Raw genomic sequence first — 16795 nt, 5'->3', positions numbered from 1 at the left:
TTTCTTTGCTAAACGCGCCAAGCCCAAAAAATCCTATGCCCCCCTCCCCCCTCCTGGAATGTGTCGTCAACGTCAGCGAAGGACGCGACCCCCGGGTCCTGCAGGCCATTGCCCAAGTGATCCATGCTACGCCGGACTGCTACCTGCTACACCAGGATACGGGCCATGGGGCGCACCGTACGGTATTCACCTTCGCCGGCACCCCGGCAGCGGTATTCATGGCGGCCGAGGAGGTATACACCGTAGCGGACCGGCTCATCGACATGCGGCAGCACCGGGGCACCCATCCCCGTAGCGGCGCGGTGGACGTCTGTCCCTTCATCCCCGTCTCCGGCGTGACCGAGGAGGAAGCGCGGGCGGGGACGCAGGTGTTGGGCCGCCGGCTCGCCGAACGCTTCGACCTACCCGTGTACCTGTACGCTGACAGTGCCCTTCACCCCACCCGCTGCAACCTGGCCGCGATCCGGCGGGGGGAATACGAAGGCCTGACTGAGAAGTTAGCCGACCCGGAGTGGCAGCCGGATTTCGGTCCGGCACGCCCCCACCCCCGGCTGGGGATTACGGTACTGGGCGTACGCCCCTTTCTCATCGCCTGGAACATCAATTTGCACCCCACCGCTACCCTGGCGCAGGCCCGGCAGCTGGCGGGACGCCTGCGTGGCAGTGGTACGGGGGGACGGCCCGGACTCTTTCCCGGCCTCAGGGCCATCGGCTGGCACATCGATGAGTACGACCGCTGTCAAGTCAGCTGTAACGTAGTGGATCCAGATCGGACACCGCTGGCCCAGGTATACCTCACGGCCACCGGACTGGCCCGGGAATTGGGTACGGAGGTTACAGGCTCCGAGCTGGTCGGTCTGGTACCCGCATCGCACCTGCGCGCCGCCGCCCGGGGCTTTTGCTGGGAGACGGACTACGCGCAGGAGATGGACCTGGCTGTACTGGTACTTGGATTGAATGAGTTGGCCCCCTTTAACTGGCAGGATCGGGTGTTGGAAGAGGCAGTTCGTCGCGCCGTGCGTACAGCTCATCCGAACCGATGAAGTAGGATTTTCCGTTGCGCATCCGTACGCAGATGCCGCGCCGTCCGCCGAAGTCGATGCTGGTAAAATCGGAGGCCGGATGGGTCAGGGTGCCGGACCAGCGGGCGCCGGGGGCCACGTCTACGTAGGTGCAGTCGACCATATCCTTCGTGGGGAGCTTGAGCTTGTGCAGCAGGATACCCTTGGTCTTCACCTTCAGGTGCCGCGCGCTAACCTTGATGCGCAGTCGGGAGCGCAGCACGAAGTACCAGGCTACTCCGATGACCGCACCGATGAGAGCAAGTACGGCCAGTTGGGCTACCGTAGCGCCTACGACCAGCAGTACCGTGAGGCGGTATACAGCCAGTACCGAGAACAGGCCAAGGAGGGCCAATAGGCCGGGGTTGCGAAAGCGTTGCTCTTCACGAAAGCAGGTAGAAGCCATGAGATATTCCTTTACAATGAACGAATATAACGAACTGGCTTAACACATAGTTTACATTGAGTTAACATTGCAGCCTACCCGACACTATTGAATCAGGATATCCTGCGCGTTGTCGGATAGCTGCGTGCAGCGGGGGCGGCCCCGTGGATCGGTACGGATATCATCGAGTGAACCCCCGATAAACTGCGTGATCTCCGTGTCTTTGGTGCCATAGCTGAGGCCGTATACGTCGTAAGCTCCACGGGCCAGGGTGCGGAAGTCGGCGGTTTCCGATGCTGCCACTACCACGCTACGCTGTACGGCCAGGTAAGTGTAGGCGGTATCGTCCGTCGGAGGGGTACCGCGGTAAAAAGTCGGGACCGTGCCAGTCTCGTTGCTTACTTCGATGGTGTAGTCAAATGGAATGGTATCGGTGGGCGCCTGTCCTGCGGCCACGACCAGAACGTAGGTCACCCCGCCCACCAGGTCGACCGTGAGCGACGGTGTGTTACCGCTCAGTACAAAGGAGGAAGTAAGAAAATCGGGGCAGTTGTCCGCAGCCGGATCGTAGCCATCGCGGAATACGGTAAAGCTGATGCGGTCGATGGCGTCGACGGACTGCCGGAAGGTGACCGTGGCACTTTTGTCCGGTACCAGGGTGTAGCGTACGGGCTCGAAGGTGGTCGTATCTGGTATAGCATGGCAGTCCGCCGGATCAATGATGCCCCGGCGGTAGGTCGTCAGGGAGTCTGGCTCCGGCAGTCTCGAAAGACTCCCCCGCAGCGGGACCGGGACGACCGCGCCACTCAGGTAAAACGCACGGAAGTCGGCCTCCGTACTACCCGCAGGGGCAAAGAGCGGCTGTTCGTTGATGCCCACCCGGCTGGCGATCGTGCGGCAGGTCTGGGCCGTCAGCGGGCTGCTCAGTAAGAGGCTTAGAAGTAGAACGGGGAGGCTACGGACAAACATAGTGTACAGTAATATCATCCTATACACCGGCTTTATGCCCGGAGCCCTTCACAAAGTGTTAAACTTGTCGATCAACCGACCCCTCCATGCGCTACCTCCCGCTCTTCTTTACTGCCCTGCTGACCCTGACCCTCGGTGCCTGCCGTACGTCTACCGCTCCGGCCACTACGGATACCACGGTCGCGGACGCGGCACTCTCCGGAGCCGACCCCTGGCTCACCGGCTTCACCAAGCCCGCCGAAAACCCCATTCTGCAAGCCGATAGTAGCTATTCGTTTTCCGATCCGCTGACGGGCAAGGATGTCCGCTGGCAGCGTGCCGATGTATTCAACCCCGGTGCCGTCGTGCGCGGCGATAGCGTGTACCTGTTCTTTCGCGCCGAAGACAATCCCCGCGCCACGCTGGGCCGCCGCACCAGCCGCATCGGTCTGGCCGCCAGCGGAGACGGCATCAATTTCGTGCGCCGCAACGCCCCCGTGCTCTACCCCGGGCCGGACAACAACCAGGAGTTCGAAGACCCGGGCGGCTGCGAAGACCCCCGCGTAGTGCAGCTTCCCGACGGCAGCTACCTCATGCTCTATACCGCCTACAATCAGGAGGCGGCGCGGCTTTGCTCCGCTACCTCGACCAACCTGACCGACTGGACCAAGCACGGCCCCGTCTTCCAGGATGCCTTCGGCGGCAAGTTTCACGATACCTGGTCGAAGTCGGGCTCCGTGGTCTGCCAGCTCAACGCCAGGGGCGAACTCGTCGCCACGCCCATCAACGGCAAGTACTGGATGTACTGGGGCGATGCCGTCGTAGGCTTGGCGCACAGCGACGACCTGCTCGACTGGACGCCCGTGCTCAACCCCGACTCCACCCTCTTCGATCCACTGCCCCTGCGGCCCGGACAGTTCGACAGCCGGCTGAGCGAGCCAGGGCCGCCCGCCCTGCTCACCGACGCCGGGATCCTCGTGCTCTATAACGGACAAAACGAGCTGACCGACTCCCTGCGCTACATGGGCGCCGGACCGGGGGCCTACAGCGGTGGACAGGCCCTGTTCAGCGCCGAAGACCCCACCATACTACTGGACCGGATGGAGGAACCCTTCATCCAGCCCAGTCTGCCGCACGAGCTGACGGGGCAGTACGCCTCCGGTACCACCTTCATCGAAGGGCTGGTCTACTTCCGGGGCAAATGGTTCCTGTACTACGGTACGGCTGATTCTATGGTAGGCGTAGCCGTGCGCGACTGAACGGGAAGGGGGCGTTCGGGGTTAAGCGGCCATACCCCCTCTGACCTATGCATATTTTAGTCCTCAACGCCGGCAGCTCCTCCATCAAAGCAGCCGTGGTGGAAGCCGGCACCGGCGAACGTGTTTTCGAACTTGGTGCCGACCGCCTGCTCGACCGCGGCGGCCACCGCAGTGCCCTGCACCCGTTCCTGCTGGAGCTGAAGGATAAGGTCAGCGGCCTGAACATCGAGGGCATCGGCCACCGCGTCGTACACGGCGGAGCGGCGTTCGACGGGGCTACCCGCATCACGGATGGGGTAGAACAACAGATCGAAGCCCTCAGCGACCTCGCCCCCCTGCACAACCCCGTCAACCTAGCCGGTATCCGGCTGGCGCGGGAGCTCTGGCCCGACCTGCCGCAGTTTGCCGTGTTCGATACCGCCTTCCACCACAGCCTGCCCAAGCGGGCGCAGACCTACGCCCTGCCCAAGGACCTGATGCGGGAGCACGGCATCCGCCGCTACGGCTTCCACGGCATGAGCCACAAGTACGTGGCCGGTCGCGCCGCCACCTTCCTCAAGGACGACTACCGCAACCTGCGCATCATCAGCTGCCACCTCGGCAACGGCTGTAGCGTCACGGCCATCGAATTTGGCCGCAGCATCGAGACCAGCATGGGCATGACGCCACTAGAGGGGCTGGTGATGGGTACCCGCAGCGGTGACATCGACCCCGGCATCCCCGCCTACCTGCAGCGTAAGACCGGTATGGACACCGCGGCCATCGACGCACTACTGAACCGCGACAGCGGACTCAAGGGCCTGAGTGGCGCCGGCAACGACATGCGCAGCATCCTGGAGCGCTCCGCCGAGGGCGACCCCGATTGCCAGCTGGCCGTGCAGGTCTATACCCACCGCCTGCGCAAGTATATCGGTGCCTACGCCGCAGTCATGGGCGGGGTGGACGCCATCGTCTTCACCGGCGGCATCGGCGAGAACTCCAGCGTGATCCGCCACCGCGCCGCCCAGCGGCTCGACTACCTCGGCGCCATCATCGACGAGGACCTCAACAATACCCTCGCACTCACCGACACGGAGGACGTGATCTCCTTCAGCCGCTCCCACAGCCGCGTCAAGCTGCTGGCCATCCGCACCGACGAGCAGCTCGCCATCGCCCGCGACTGCGCCAAGCTGCTACGCCATGAGGATGAGGTCAATACCCTGCCCACTATCCCCATCGCCATCTCGGCCCGCCACTGCCACCTCACGCGTGCTACCCTGGACAAGCTCTACGGCGAGGGCCACGAGCTTACCGTCAAAAAGTACCTCAGTCAGCCCGGACAGTTCGCCGCCGAGGAGACCGTCACCGTAGTTGGCCCCCGCAACCGCATCGAGCGGGTCCGCATCCTGGGTCCCCTACGCTCGGCCGATCAGGTGGAGATCTCGCGGACCGATGAGTTCTTTCTGGGCATCGACGCGCCGGTGCGGGAGTCCGGCAAGGTGGAAAACACGCCGGGCTGTCAGCTACTGGGCCCCGCCGGCTCGGCCGATCTGGAGGACGGTGTGATCTGCGCCTGGCGCCACATTCACATGACTCCGGAAGATGCCGCCCAGTTTGGCGTACAGGACCGCGACGTGGTGGAGGTAGCCATCGGCACCAGCGACCGCGGCCTCACCTTTGGCAACGTGCTCATCCGCGTCTCCCCCGACTACAAGCTGGAAATGCACATCGATACCGACGAGGGCAACGCCGCCGAGATCCAGTCCGGCGACTCCGGCGTACTCAATGTGACGGCCTCGGAGGGCCAGCTGCGTCGCCGCGCCACGGTTGGATAAGAGGAGCGGGCACGAACTCCTGCCCGTCGAATAGGTGTACCTGCTCTACACCGATATCCTGTAGCATACCGTAGGCCTCGGCAAAGCCTCCCGAGATATGGTCCTTGCGGTGGGCATCGGAGTTCACCTGCAGGCGGATACCGCGGGCGTGGGCCAGTTCCACGATCCAGCGGCTGGGGTAGGTATCGGTGATTTCGTTGAGGTAGATACCGCGGGTGTTGACTTCAAGGATACAGCCGGCGGCGGCTACGGCGTCCAGGGTTTCTTCTACGGCGGCAACGTGCCAGTCAGCGCGCTCGTCCCAGTACGTACCGTCGGCGTTGCGTTTTTTGACCCGGTCGAGGTGTGCGACCACATCCGGGGGATGCTGGGTGACCATCTCGCGCACCAGGGCGTAGTAGCGCTCGACCATCGCGCGGGCGCTGCCCCCGAAGATCGTATCGATGCCGCGCTTGAAGACCGGATTGGGCCGTTGAAAGCTCCACGGTTGACCGCCGGGAAGCTCGTCTACAAAGTGCACCGCCCCTACGGTATAGTCGAGTCCGGCCGCCAGGATGTGGGGGCTGCTGACGTTCATCACGCCGGGCAGGTAATCGACTTCGAGGCTCTTGAAGAGCGTGATCTGACCGGCAAACTCCGTCTGAAGCGCGGCGATCGCAGCGGAGTAGTCGGTCAGTGCGGCCAGCTTCATAGAGCCGATGTCGCGCGGTGCGATGGGGGCGTGGTCGCTGAAGCCATAGCTGGTGAACCCCTCCCGGATGGCCTGACGGACGTAGTCACGGGGCTCCCCCACCCCGTCGCTAAAGTGAGTATGGGCGTGGTGGTTGGCTAGCATGGGGCAAAGGTAGCACGCGGCTGAAGGTCAGGCGGTAGGGCCGGGACGAGCAGTAAGGAGCAGCCAAAAAGGAGCGTCATCGATTTTGTCAAAATGACTACCGCCCTAATAAAAATGGTTGCTGCGGCAATAAATAAGTATTTCAATCGGTCAGAAGTACTGTTCCTACATCTTTATGGTTTACATTCGCCCCCCATCAAGCGAATTGAACCCTCCTAACCCATACTCATGAATTTAAGACTTCTACTCTTTACGTGTTTACTGGCCGTGTCCGGCCTGGCTTCGGCCCAACGCAACTGTGGCTCCATGGACTACCTGGAACAGCAGATCCAACAGGACCCCACCCGCCAGCTGCAGCTGGAACGCATCGAACGCTTCACCGAGCAGTACGATGCCGCCGCACAGGAAAAAGCCCTCTCCGGAGGCATACTGACCATCCCCGTGATCGTACACGTCGTGTACAAGAACAGCACCGAAAACATCTCCGACGCCCAGATCAATAGCCAGATCCAGGTACTGAACGAAGACTTCCGCCGCCTCAACGCCGACCGCAGCAATACCCCCGCCGACTTCGTCGGGGTAGCCGCTGACTCCGAAATCGAGTTCTGCCTCACCACCGTCAACCGCGTGGCGACCACCCGCAGTAGCTTCGGCACCAACGACGCCGTCAAGTCATCCGGTACCGGCGGCGCCAACGCCATCAACCCCACCCAGTCGCTCAACATGTGGATCTGCGAGATCGGCGGTAGCATCCTCGGCTACGCCCAGTTCCCCGGCGGACCCGCCGCTACGGACGGTGTCGTGCTGGATTACCGCTTCGTAGGTACTACGGGCACCGCTTCGGCGCCCTTCGACCTGGGTCGCACCGCTACCCACGAGGTAGGCCACTGGCTCAACCTGCGCCACATCTGGGGCGACGGTGGCTGTAGCGTAGACGACTTCGTCAGCGATACCCCCACCGCCGGCGCACCCAACTACACGGGTGGAGCTTGCGTCTACCCCGGTCCCAACAGCTGTGCCCCCAAGGGTAAGAAGAACACCGGCAATGACCTGCCCGACATGTTCCAGAACTACATGGACTACTCGGACGACGGCTGCATGAACCTGTTCACCATCGGTCAGAAGGACCGTATGTGGGCTGCCGTAAGCGCCGCCCGCCCCGAGTTGCTCTCCTCGTCCTGTGACGGCACCGTTACGCCTCCCACCGATCCCGAGCCCGAGCCACCTACCGCAGGCTGTGCCGCGCCCACCGGACTGCAGGCTACCCGTAGCAACCGCAACCGTACCGCGAACTTCTCCTGGCTCGGTGCCTCCGGCGCCCTCAACTACGAGATCGAGGTGTACGCCAACGGCAGCCTTTTTGCCTCGGGTACCGTCAACGGTACAGCCGCTTCGCTTACCGTCGACCGCCGCACCACCTACACCTGGCGTGTCCGTAGCAACTGTGATGGCGCTACCTCTGACTGGACCAATGGCAACAACTTCCGTCAGGCAGCCAGCAGCGCGCTTGCACAGGAGATCAGTGTATTCCCCAACCCCAGCGACCTGGGTGAGGTGACCGTAAGCTGGGATCTCCAGCCCGCCACTACACTGGCCGCCCCCACCGCAGTGCTCACCGAAGGTGCCGTCATCCAGCAGATCAGCATCGAACTGCGCGACATGACCGGCCGCCTGCTCCGTCAGGTATCCGTAGCCGACACCGGACGCTCCATGCTGCCCGTCAGCGACCTCGCCCCCGGCGTCTACCTGATCCACGTACGGGATGCAGAGGGCTACGCCGTCAGCAGCCGCTTCGTTAAGCTCTAGGCCATACGGCCCCGGCTTACCCCACACGATAAAGCCCGGTACAGCAGCTGCTGTACCGGGCTTTTCTATTGGCGGTGGGTGGGAAGGGGAAACTAGCCCCGCAGCTCCCGCGGCTGCACGAAGGGCTGGCGGTACACCCGTTGGCCCGTCTGCCGGTATACGGCATTGGCCAGCGCACCGATCACGGGGGGTAGCGATGGCTCACCGAGTCCGGTAGGCGCGGTCTCGGACTCCACGAAGTGGGTGTGGATGGCGTGCGGTGCCTCGTTGTGGCGGATGAGCCGGTAGGTGTCGTAGTTCTGCTGGTCGGGCACGCCATCGGTAAGGGTAAGCTGTCCGTACAGCGCATGGCCGATCCCGTCGGTGATGCCGCCTTCGATCTGGTTAAGGGCACCCTCGGGGTTGACGACAATACCGCAGTCGACGGCACAGTGCACCTCGGTCACGTGGGGTTCGTCGTTTTTCATCTCCAGCTCCAGCACCTGGGCAACGTAGGAGTTGTGGCAGTAGTAAGCGGCTACGCCGCGCTTATCATCGTTGGTGTTCCAACCCGACTTATCACGCACCAGTTTGAGTACCCCGGCGTAGCGCTCGGCGTCGTAGTCGTTTTCTTCCCCTACCGGGTCCTCGATGGCGCGGTCGAAGAGTTCGAGTCGGAAGGCGATGGGATCCTTACCTGCAGCCTCGGCGACTTCGTCCAGAAAGGCCTGCTCGGCTCCGGCGATGAAGTTGGAGCGGGGCGCGCGCCAGGCTCCGGTGCTCACGTTGGTCTCGCTGCTGAGGTTCTCAGCCAGGTAATTATCTACCGTACCGGCCGGGAAGCGGTTGGCGAATACGGGGCTCTCGTTGGTCCCCGTGCCGCGCACGTGGAAGCCGATGAGCCGACCGTCCTCGTCCAGGGCCGCGCGGTAGCGCACCAGGTATTCGGGGCGGTAGGTGCCCTGGGTCATATCATCCTCGCGGCTGTAGACCAGCTTGATGGGCAGTCCGCCGGCAGCCTCGCTAATCAGAGCGGCTTCCACGCCGAAGTTGCCGTACAGCCGCCGGCCGAAGCCGCCGCCCATGCGGGTCATCATGATACTGATCTGCTCTTCGGGTAGGTCCAGCAGACGGCTCACGGTCGTGCGCAGAAATTCGGGCGTCTGAATGGGTCCCACTAGCTCAGCTTTGTCCGCCGTCACGTGGGCGAAGAAGTTCATGGGCTCCATCGTATTGTGGGGCAGGAAGGGGGCCGAGTAGGTCGCCTCCACCACCTGAGCGGCGCGGGCAAAGGCAGCTTCGGGATCACCATCGCGGCGGGCCTCTTCGGCCGTACCGTTGTCGAGCAGCTCCTGCAACTTCTGCCGCTGGGCGTCGGTGGATTCGGCGGCGCTGTCCGTTTCCCACTCGATCTGCAGGGCCTTCCTGGCCTGGAGCACACGCCAGGTATTGTCACCCACTACGGCGACGAGCTCGGGAAAGGCGTTGACGTCAGACCACTGTAGCTCTACCCCCTCGGGGGCGGCGTTGATACGTACTACGTCCCGGATACCCGGCATACTGCGGGCGGCGCTATCGTCTACCGACTTCAACTTCATCCCGAAGGCGGGGGGATGCACGATGGCGGCGTAGAGCATATCGTCCCGCTGCAGATCCAGTCCGAAGAGCGGCTGACCGGTGACGATGGGCTTAGCGTCCACATTCTTCTTACCATGTCCGATGATCTTGAAGTCCCCGGCGGCCTTGAGGGTAACCTCTTCAGGGGGGCTCAGGGTGGCGGCCAGGCTGGCCAGCTCGCCGTAGCCCAGTTTGCGGTCGCTACCGTCGTGGTAGACGTATCCGTTCTCGGTGCGCAGTTCGCCGGCGTCGACGTCCAGTTGCTGCGCCGCGGCGGCTACCAGCAGGTAGCGGGCCGTAGCACCGGCCTTGCGCAGGGGTTCCCAGGCTACGCGGATCGACTGGCTGCCGCCGGCCAGTTGCCGGCTGTACTGCTCGGTGTCCAGTCCGGCCTGCTCGACGACGACATTCTTCCAGTCTACGTCCAGCTCCTCGGCCACCAGCATGGGCATGGAGGTCTTGACGTTCTGGCCGATCTCGGGGTTAGGCGACATGATGGTCACCACACCGTTGTCGCCCACCTTGAGGAAGGCGCTGACGGTGACCCATTCTTCGGGCATGACCAGGGAGGGGGCGGCCTTGGCCACCTGCTCGTTCTGGCAGCTACTCAGCCAGCTCAGGCCCAGGAGCATGCCGCCGCCGGTAGCGGCCGAGACTTTCAGAAAGGAGCGGCGGTTGGTGCGGGTAGTGGACATTAGCTTAATTTTTGGGCGGCAGTTTTCACTGCGGCGTGGATACGAGAGTAGGTACCGCAGCGGCAAATATTGCCGCTCATACCGGAGCTGATGTCGGCCTCGCTGGGGTCGGGCGTCAGGTTCAGCAGGCTGGCCGCGCTCATGATCTGTCCGGCCTGACAGTAGCCGCACTGCGGCACGTCGTGTTCCAGCCAGGCGAGCTGTACGGGGTGGTCTCCCTCCGCACTCAGTCCCTCGATGGTCGTGATGGCCTCGCCGTTCAGCTTACCCAGCGGCAGGGAGCAGGAGCGCATCGCTACCCCGTCCAGGTGTACGGTGCAGGCTCCACAGGCGCCGATGCCGCAGCCATATTTGGTGCCCACCAGGCCGAGTTCGTCGCGCAGGGCCCACAGGAGGGGCATTTCGGGTTCCGCTTCGAGGGTGCGCGGTTGCCCGTTTACGGTAAGTCGGTAGGTAGCCATGGCAGGAGATCTTGGTGAAACATACAAGGTAAGGAAAAAGGTAATGCAGTAAGCGGATACTTGGTTTGCTCCGTTCACTAGCCTGCGCACCCGCGTGCGCGCCCTCCGTTTAACGCCCCAGCAATACCTCGATCATGGCTTCGGCCGATGCCCGGCCCTTGCGCTCCACGAAGTCGCGGTCGGTAGCGTCGCCGATCTCGTAGGTGATACCCTCGGCGTTGAACTGCGTCTTGAACCAGCCAGAAGAGGTGGGCCGGCCCACCGGACCGGGCTTCTCGTTGACCCGGAAGCCGCCGCCCAGTCGCCGTTCGATGTCGCGCAGCCAGGCCTCCGTAAAGTCGGGCAGCACGGAGGGTGGCGTGTCGTCATCGAAGGTGTAGTACACGTCGTGGTAGGTGGAGTGGAAGTCAATGCCCAGCAGCACCTCCGCCTCGTTCCTGCGGGCCTTGCGGACGATATAGTCGGCGACCTGCCGCGCTTCCGGCTGCTCGTAGTAGGCCCAGTCGCGGTTGGAGTCGATGCCGCCGGCTGTATGCCGCCAATGGCCAAGATCTACCCCGTCGGGATTGAGCAGCGGAAAGACCATCAGCTGGTAGCGGTCCAGAAATTCGTCGATGCGCGGATGCTCGACCAGGCCCGCCATGAAGGCCTGCAGGGCCAGGTAGCCGGTCACCTCCGGCGGGTGCTGCCGGCTGAACAGCACGATCAGCGGACGGTGTCCGTAACGGCCCTCGCTAGCCATACGCAACACCGGGATCACGCGGTCGAGCGTACTGCGGCCGGCCTCCTCCACCCGTATGTAGGGCTGGCGAAAGGTGGACAGCCACTGCATCACGTCGCGGGAGCTGATGATCTCCTGCCCGGCCAGGTAGGTCACGCCCTCCGCCAGGGAGAGACGCACGTCCAGGCTGGTACTATCGGCGTTGTAGGTGATCTGACTGCTGTCTACGGGCGTCCAGTCCAGGTCCGTCCGCAGCACCCGCGGCCAGTAGCGGTGGCGGGTTTCCGGGGGGTAGGTGAGGCGTACCGTGATGTCGCGCGGCCGCTCGGCCGTAATGCGCATGGCGTACCAGGGGCTGGGGTTGATGGGCGCGTTTTCGGGCAGAATGGTGGCCACGAAGGTGTCCAGGCCGCGGCGCTCCAGTTCGTTCAGGCGGGCCCCGTCGAAGCGGTTGTCGAAGGTGAGCGTAGCCTCATCGTAGCTGTAGGTCTGCCGCTCCTGACTGGCTACCGGACGGGTCGTGGTATCCACCGGACGCGGAAAGTCAAAGGGGCGGGCGGGGCGCGCGCAGGTGCCAAAGAGGAGGAGAAGGGCGAGGAGTCTCAGCATTATTGGTCCCAGAAGATGGGGTCGGTCATCGTGACGTCGGGTACGTTAGCGGCATTGCGGTCGGTCTCGGTAGCGGGATACCGGACGCGGAGGGGGAAGGTAGGCAACGCAGCGTTCACCGCCAGGCTAAAGTCTTTGTAGGCGTAATCGTAGCGACGGGCATCTACCCAGGTTTCCGGACTGAGGAAGAGGGCCACATACTTCTCGCGGAACACATCGTCGCGATCCACATCGTCCGTCCCATAGGCCTCATTCAGGTAGTTAGCGATGGCGGCCGAGTCCACGCCAATCTCCTGCATACTGGCGGTGACCCCGGCGGTGAAGGCCGTCTCGGCCCGCTCCTGATCGCCACTGGCCAGAGCAGCCTCCGCCTCGATGAACTTGAGCTCGGCGAAGGTGATGATGTCCAGCGGACTATCCTCCCGCGACAGTGCCCCCTCCAGGACCAGGTAGGATTCCAGCACCTCCGTACCGTCGCCCCGGCGGCCGGCACCGTTGACGGTGCCCACGAAGAGGCTGTCTACGTTGCGGTTGGTCAGCAGCGGCAGGCGGGGGTCCTTCACGCCGAAGGTGGTGCCGTTGAGCGCATCGACGAACTGCTCGGACAGCCAACCCCCCAGCAGCAGATTAGCATTGTTCTCCGCGACCTGAGCCCAGGGGTTGCGCACGGTGAAGCTGGTCACGGCTGCGTCCTGGCTGAAGTCGCTGAAGCCGGCGTCCACAGCAGCCAGCACGGCGGCGGGGTCGTAGCGGCCCGTCTCGCTTAAGTGGTTGAGGTAGCGGGCCCGCAGGGTGCTGACGGCGCGCTGCCAGGCGTCCAGGTCACCGTCGTAGATGAAGTCGCTACCGGCGCGAAAGGGGGGTGCATCCTCAGCGGCGGGCAGCTCGGCGTCTGCTTCATCGAGCAGGCGGAAGATGGTGGTGTAGAGGTCTTCGGCGCTATCGTAGGTGGGCCGTAGGGTCTCTCCGGTAAAGGCGTCCGAGTAGGGCGCAGCCCCCCAATTGTCTACTACCAGGCCTAGGTTGACCGCCATAAGGACCTTGGCGATGGCGACGTGACGCGCCAGGCCGTCCTCCTCCCCGAAGCGGATGAGGTCGTAGATGTCGGTCATCGTATCGTACAGATCGCTCCAGGCTCCCCCGCTGGTCACCTCCAGGTAGATGTCATCGGTATTGCCCTGGTTGGGGCTGGCCAGGTACTGCACGAAATTGGCGGTGTGGCCGTTGCTGACCGAGAACTGGTTGAGTGCGGTGCGGGAACTGGTACTGGCCAGCAGGCCGTCTAGTGGGGGACGAGTAGCGGCATTGGGATTCTCGTTCACGTCCAGGTAGTCCGCTCCGCAGCCCGTGAGCAGGACTAGGAAGAGTAGTGCGAGGAGGTAGAGCTGGGGCTGGTGGGTGATGGGGTTCATTAGAAGCCGACGTTGAGGGTCACGAAAAAGCTGCGCACGCTGGGATAGGTGAAGCCGCCGAAGCCATCGTCTCCGTTGCCGTTACCGCGGTTACCCTCCGGATCGAAGCCACTGTAGGGGGTAGAGAGCCAGAGGTTGTTGCCGGTCAGGGCGATGCTGGCCGACTGCACGAACACGGTTTCCAGCAGCGTAGTGGGCAGTTGGTAGCGCAGGCTCAGGTTGCGTAGGCGGAACCAGTCGGCATCCTCCACGAAGTTCTCCGTAGACCCCCGGTAGCGGTTGCGGTAGTAGCCCGCCCCGTAGTCTACTCCATCAGGACCTACGCCCTGACCCAGGAATACCGGTGTGGTGTTGGGTGTACCATCCGCCAGTACGCCGTCGAAGACGATGGTCTCGTTGCGGTTGAGGGTATAGGGGGCGGTACCGAAGGCGGAGAAGAAATTACCCTGCTGGTTATACTTCTGCACGCCCTGCCGGGTGTCGAACTGAAACGACAGACTCAGGCCCCGGTAGGTTACCGTATTGATGAGCGCGCCGAACCAGTCGGGCTGGGTGTTGCCGAGGATCTTGGGGGTGGTTTCGATGACGGGGAAGCCGTCTTCACCGATCAGCAGGGGGGCACCGCGCTCCAGGAACAGATCGTCTTCGTCGGCACCGAAGCGGGCGTAGCTGCGTCCGTAGATATTGCCGTACGGCTGGCCCTCGATCAGACGGATCGCCGCCGAGCTCCCCGCGTAGCCGAAGGAGGTGCCGATCAGAATATCCTCCACCCCCTCGAAGATCTCGAGCACTTCATTGCGGTTGCGGGTGTAGTTGAGATTCACTTCCCAGCTAAAGTCATCGGTCACCACGGGCGTACCCTTTAGCAGCAGTTCGACGCCCTGGTTGCGCATCGAGCCGGCGTTGAGTACGAAGGTGGAAAAGCCCGTAGCGTTGGAGACCGGCACGGGGATGATCTGGTCTACGCTCTTAGCGTTGTAGTAGGTAGCATCCAGCGACAGGCGGTTACTGAAAAAGCGCAGGTCCGTGCCGAACTCGATGGTATTGGTCCGCTCCGGCTTCAGGTCGGGTGCGCCCTGCTGGTCGTCGCGCGTCCAGCCGGTGACGTTATTGATCGGAAAGCCACTAGCCGGGTCGTACACCACGTTGGTGCGGTAGGGGTCGGTGTCCTTACCGATCCCCGCGTAGCTGGCCCGCAGCTTGACGAAACTGAGTCCGTCGGGTAGCTGCATGAGCTCACCCAGTACTACCCCCAGACTTACCGAGGGGTAGAAGAAGGAGCGGTTGGCCTGCGGCAGGGTGCTGGACCAGTCATTGCGTCCCGTCACGCTCAGATACACCGCATCGAGGTATGACAGCGACAGATCACCGTACAGGCCCAGCAAGCGGCGGTCGACCAGGGCACTGCTGGTGCGGATATCGGCCGCATTATTGAGACTGAACAGATTAAAAATATCCAGGTCGTTACCGGTGGTGGTGACCCGGTCGTAGCTCGAGTCGAAGGCATCGAAGCCGGCCAGCAGGCGTAGGTTGAGGTCGGGTGTAAGGGTACGCGAGTAGATCGCGTTGAGGTTGGAGGTCACGTCGCGGCGGCGGATGCGGGTCTCGGTGACGAAGCCATTGCCATTGGATAGGTTATCCTCGAAGTTGGGCGCACCCTGAAAGACCGAGCCCTGCCCGAAATTGTTACGGAAATCGCTGTACTGGTCCAGCCCGATCGTGTAGTTGATACTCAGGTCGGGAAAGGGCGAGTAATTGAAGTTGAGGTTACCGATGTAGCGGTCTACGTCGTCGATGAATTTATTCGTGGCCTCGCCGTAGACTGGGTTGTTACCTACCGTACCGTTGTTGCGGTAGCCGATCATGGAGCCGTCTTCGCGGATGTAGTCCTGTACGTCGGCCTGCGGGGCCCAGTAGACCAGACGCTCGTTGAAGCGATCGGCGTTCACCCGGTTGCCTCCGCTGCGGATGTAATTCACGCCGCCTCCGAAATTGAATTTCTCGCTGGCTACGTAGTTGGCATTGATGCGAAAGCTCGTGTTTTCGTAGGTACTGAAGGGCAGCACCCCCTCGTGATCGAGCCGGGAGATCGAGGTGCGGAAGGTGGCCTTTTCGTTGCCGCCCGATACGCTGATGGTGTTGCGCCACTGGTCGCCGCGCACGTAGGCGTTTTCGAAGTTATTGAACAGATCGTTCGGTCGGGGCAGTCCACGAGCCGCGGCCGTGTCGCGGGCTTCGGCTACGGTAGGACCCCAGCTGGGCCAGAAGCTATTGGGGTCGTACACCCCACCGAAGCCCTGGGTGTAGGTCTTTTGTGTCTCCGGAAATTTATTCACCTCCTCGGTACCGTAGGTGGAGGTCAGATCGACCGATAGCCGGCCGGCCTGACCCCGCTTGGTGGTGATCACGATCGCGCCGTTGGCCGCGCGCAGGCCGTAGAGGGCGGTAGCCGGACCGCCCTTCAGCACTGTCATCGACTCGATGTCCTGGGGATTGAGGTCGGCGATCCGGTTGGAGACGTTGCGGCTGCCGCCGCCACCTACGGTGAGGGTTTCGTTGGATACCGGTATACCGTCCACCACGAAGAGCGGCTCGTTGTTCGCCCCAGGATCCAGGGAGTTGACGCCGCGGATGATGATCCTGGAGGCCTGACCGGGTCCGCCGCCCGCGCTCGATATCTGTACGCCGGCGACCTGACCCTGCAGCGCGTTGACCAGGTTGTTCTGCTGGGAGCGGATGATCTCTTCGTTGTCGATCTCCTCTACGGCGTAGCCCAGCGCCTTGCGCTCCCGGCTCAGGCCGAGGGCGGTAACGACTACTTCGTTGAGTTGCGCACCGGCCTGCATGGTCACGTCGATCACCGTCTCGCCGGGATTGACCGTGCGGGTCACGCTGCCGTAGCCGGTGTAGCTGTACACCAGCACATCGCCCTCCTGTACCGTGAGACTGTAGAAGCCATCCAGGTCGGTCACCGTACCGCTACCGCTGCCCCGCACGAGAATGCTGACTCCGACGAGCGCTTCTCCCTGGTCTCCGCGGACCGTACCGGTGATCGTCTGCTGGGCCCAGGTGCCCATACTCAGCAGGAGTAAGACGGCCAATAGGCCGAGGTGGTGTAGTCGTTTCATTAGTGAGTTGTTCAAATGAGTGGCTCAACCGCCAAATCAACTACACTAACATACACAATTCTATG

At 62.9% G+C, this 16795-nt stretch carries 12 protein-coding genes; 4 read left to right on the top strand and 8 right to left on the bottom strand.

Annotated features, from left to right (window positions below):
* Positions 1-35: 35 nt before the first annotated feature.
* Complete coding sequence (gene ftcD, locus MJQ68_RS11805; RefSeq protein WP_238751320.1) at positions 36-1043, top strand: glutamate formimidoyltransferase; 1008 nt, start codon at positions 36-38, stop codon at positions 1041-1043.
* On the opposite strand, the gene MJQ68_RS11800 is transcribed toward ftcD, so the two are convergent.
* Both MJQ68_RS11800 and MJQ68_RS11795 read right to left on the bottom strand, forming a co-directional pair.
* A complete protein-coding gene (locus tag MJQ68_RS11800) occupies positions 973-1467 on the bottom strand; it encodes a hypothetical protein (RefSeq protein ID WP_238751319.1) in 495 nt (164 codons plus the stop codon). The two genes, ftcD and MJQ68_RS11800, sit on opposite strands and share 71 nt — an antisense overlap.
* Positions 1468-1551: 84 nt before the next feature.
* Positions 1552-2415 carry a hypothetical protein gene (locus tag MJQ68_RS11795; RefSeq protein WP_238751318.1) on the bottom strand — a complete coding sequence of 288 codons (864 nt, stop codon included), beginning with the start codon at positions 2413-2415 and terminating at the stop codon, positions 1552-1554.
* Between the two features lie 86 nt (positions 2416-2501).
* Here MJQ68_RS11795 and MJQ68_RS11790 point away from each other — a divergent pair, with 86 nt between their 5' ends.
* Together MJQ68_RS11790 and MJQ68_RS11785 are read left to right on the top strand one after the other, a co-directional pair.
* The gene (locus MJQ68_RS11790) at positions 2502-3653 is read left to right on the top strand and encodes a glycoside hydrolase family 130 protein (RefSeq protein ID WP_238751317.1); all 1152 of its coding nucleotides are present in this window, start codon (positions 2502-2504) and stop codon (positions 3651-3653) included.
* A 47-nt stretch (positions 3654-3700) separates the two neighbouring features.
* Positions 3701-5467, top strand: coding sequence for an acetate/propionate family kinase (locus tag MJQ68_RS11785; RefSeq protein ID WP_238751316.1), 1767 nt, complete (start codon positions 3701-3703; stop codon positions 5465-5467).
* Here the strand turns inward: MJQ68_RS11785 and MJQ68_RS11780 are convergent.
* Positions 5415-6302 (bottom strand): histidinol-phosphatase, encoded by an 888-nt coding sequence (locus MJQ68_RS11780; protein WP_238751315.1) that lies wholly within the window; start codon positions 6300-6302, stop codon positions 5415-5417. The two genes, MJQ68_RS11785 and MJQ68_RS11780, sit on opposite strands and share 53 nt — an antisense overlap.
* A gap of 228 nt (positions 6303-6530) precedes the next feature.
* Between MJQ68_RS11780 and MJQ68_RS11775 the strand changes: the two genes are divergently transcribed.
* Positions 6531-8108 carry a M43 family zinc metalloprotease gene (locus MJQ68_RS11775; protein ID WP_238751314.1) on the top strand — a complete coding sequence of 526 codons (1578 nt, stop codon included), beginning with the start codon at positions 6531-6533 and terminating at the stop codon, positions 8106-8108.
* A gap of 92 nt (positions 8109-8200) precedes the next feature.
* Here the strand turns inward: MJQ68_RS11775 and MJQ68_RS11770 are convergent, their stop codons facing one another.
* The 5 genes from MJQ68_RS11770 to MJQ68_RS11750 form a co-directional block, all read right to left on the bottom strand.
* Positions 8201-10399 carry a xanthine dehydrogenase family protein molybdopterin-binding subunit gene (locus MJQ68_RS11770; protein WP_238751313.1) on the bottom strand — a complete coding sequence of 733 codons (2199 nt, stop codon included), beginning with the start codon at positions 10397-10399 and terminating at the stop codon, positions 8201-8203.
* Positions 10399-10860 (bottom strand): (2Fe-2S)-binding protein, encoded by a 462-nt coding sequence (locus MJQ68_RS11765; RefSeq protein WP_238751312.1) that lies wholly within the window; start codon positions 10858-10860, stop codon positions 10399-10401. Before MJQ68_RS11765 ends, MJQ68_RS11770 begins: the two co-directional genes overlap by 1 nt.
* A 109-nt stretch (positions 10861-10969) precedes the next feature.
* Positions 10970-12190 (bottom strand): M14 family metallopeptidase, encoded by a 1221-nt coding sequence (locus MJQ68_RS11760; protein WP_238751311.1) that lies wholly within the window; start codon positions 12188-12190, stop codon positions 10970-10972.
* Positions 12190-13602 (bottom strand): SusD/RagB family nutrient-binding outer membrane lipoprotein, encoded by a 1413-nt coding sequence (locus tag MJQ68_RS11755; protein ID WP_238751310.1) that lies wholly within the window; start codon positions 13600-13602, stop codon positions 12190-12192. The genes MJQ68_RS11760 and MJQ68_RS11755 overlap by 1 nt, the downstream gene beginning before the upstream one ends.
* Positions 13602-16730 (bottom strand): SusC/RagA family TonB-linked outer membrane protein, encoded by a 3129-nt coding sequence (locus MJQ68_RS11750; protein ID WP_238751309.1) that lies wholly within the window; start codon positions 16728-16730, stop codon positions 13602-13604. The genes MJQ68_RS11755 and MJQ68_RS11750 overlap by 1 nt, the downstream gene beginning before the upstream one ends.
* Positions 16731-16795: the final 65 nt, after the last annotated feature.

The organism is Neolewinella maritima (assembly GCF_923081025.1).
GTDB classification, from domain to species: Bacteria; Bacteroidota; Bacteroidia; order Chitinophagales; family Saprospiraceae; genus Neolewinella; species Neolewinella maritima.
The sequence above is the reverse complement of the archived record's forward strand: the minus strand, read 5'-3'. Positions and strand labels throughout refer to the sequence as shown.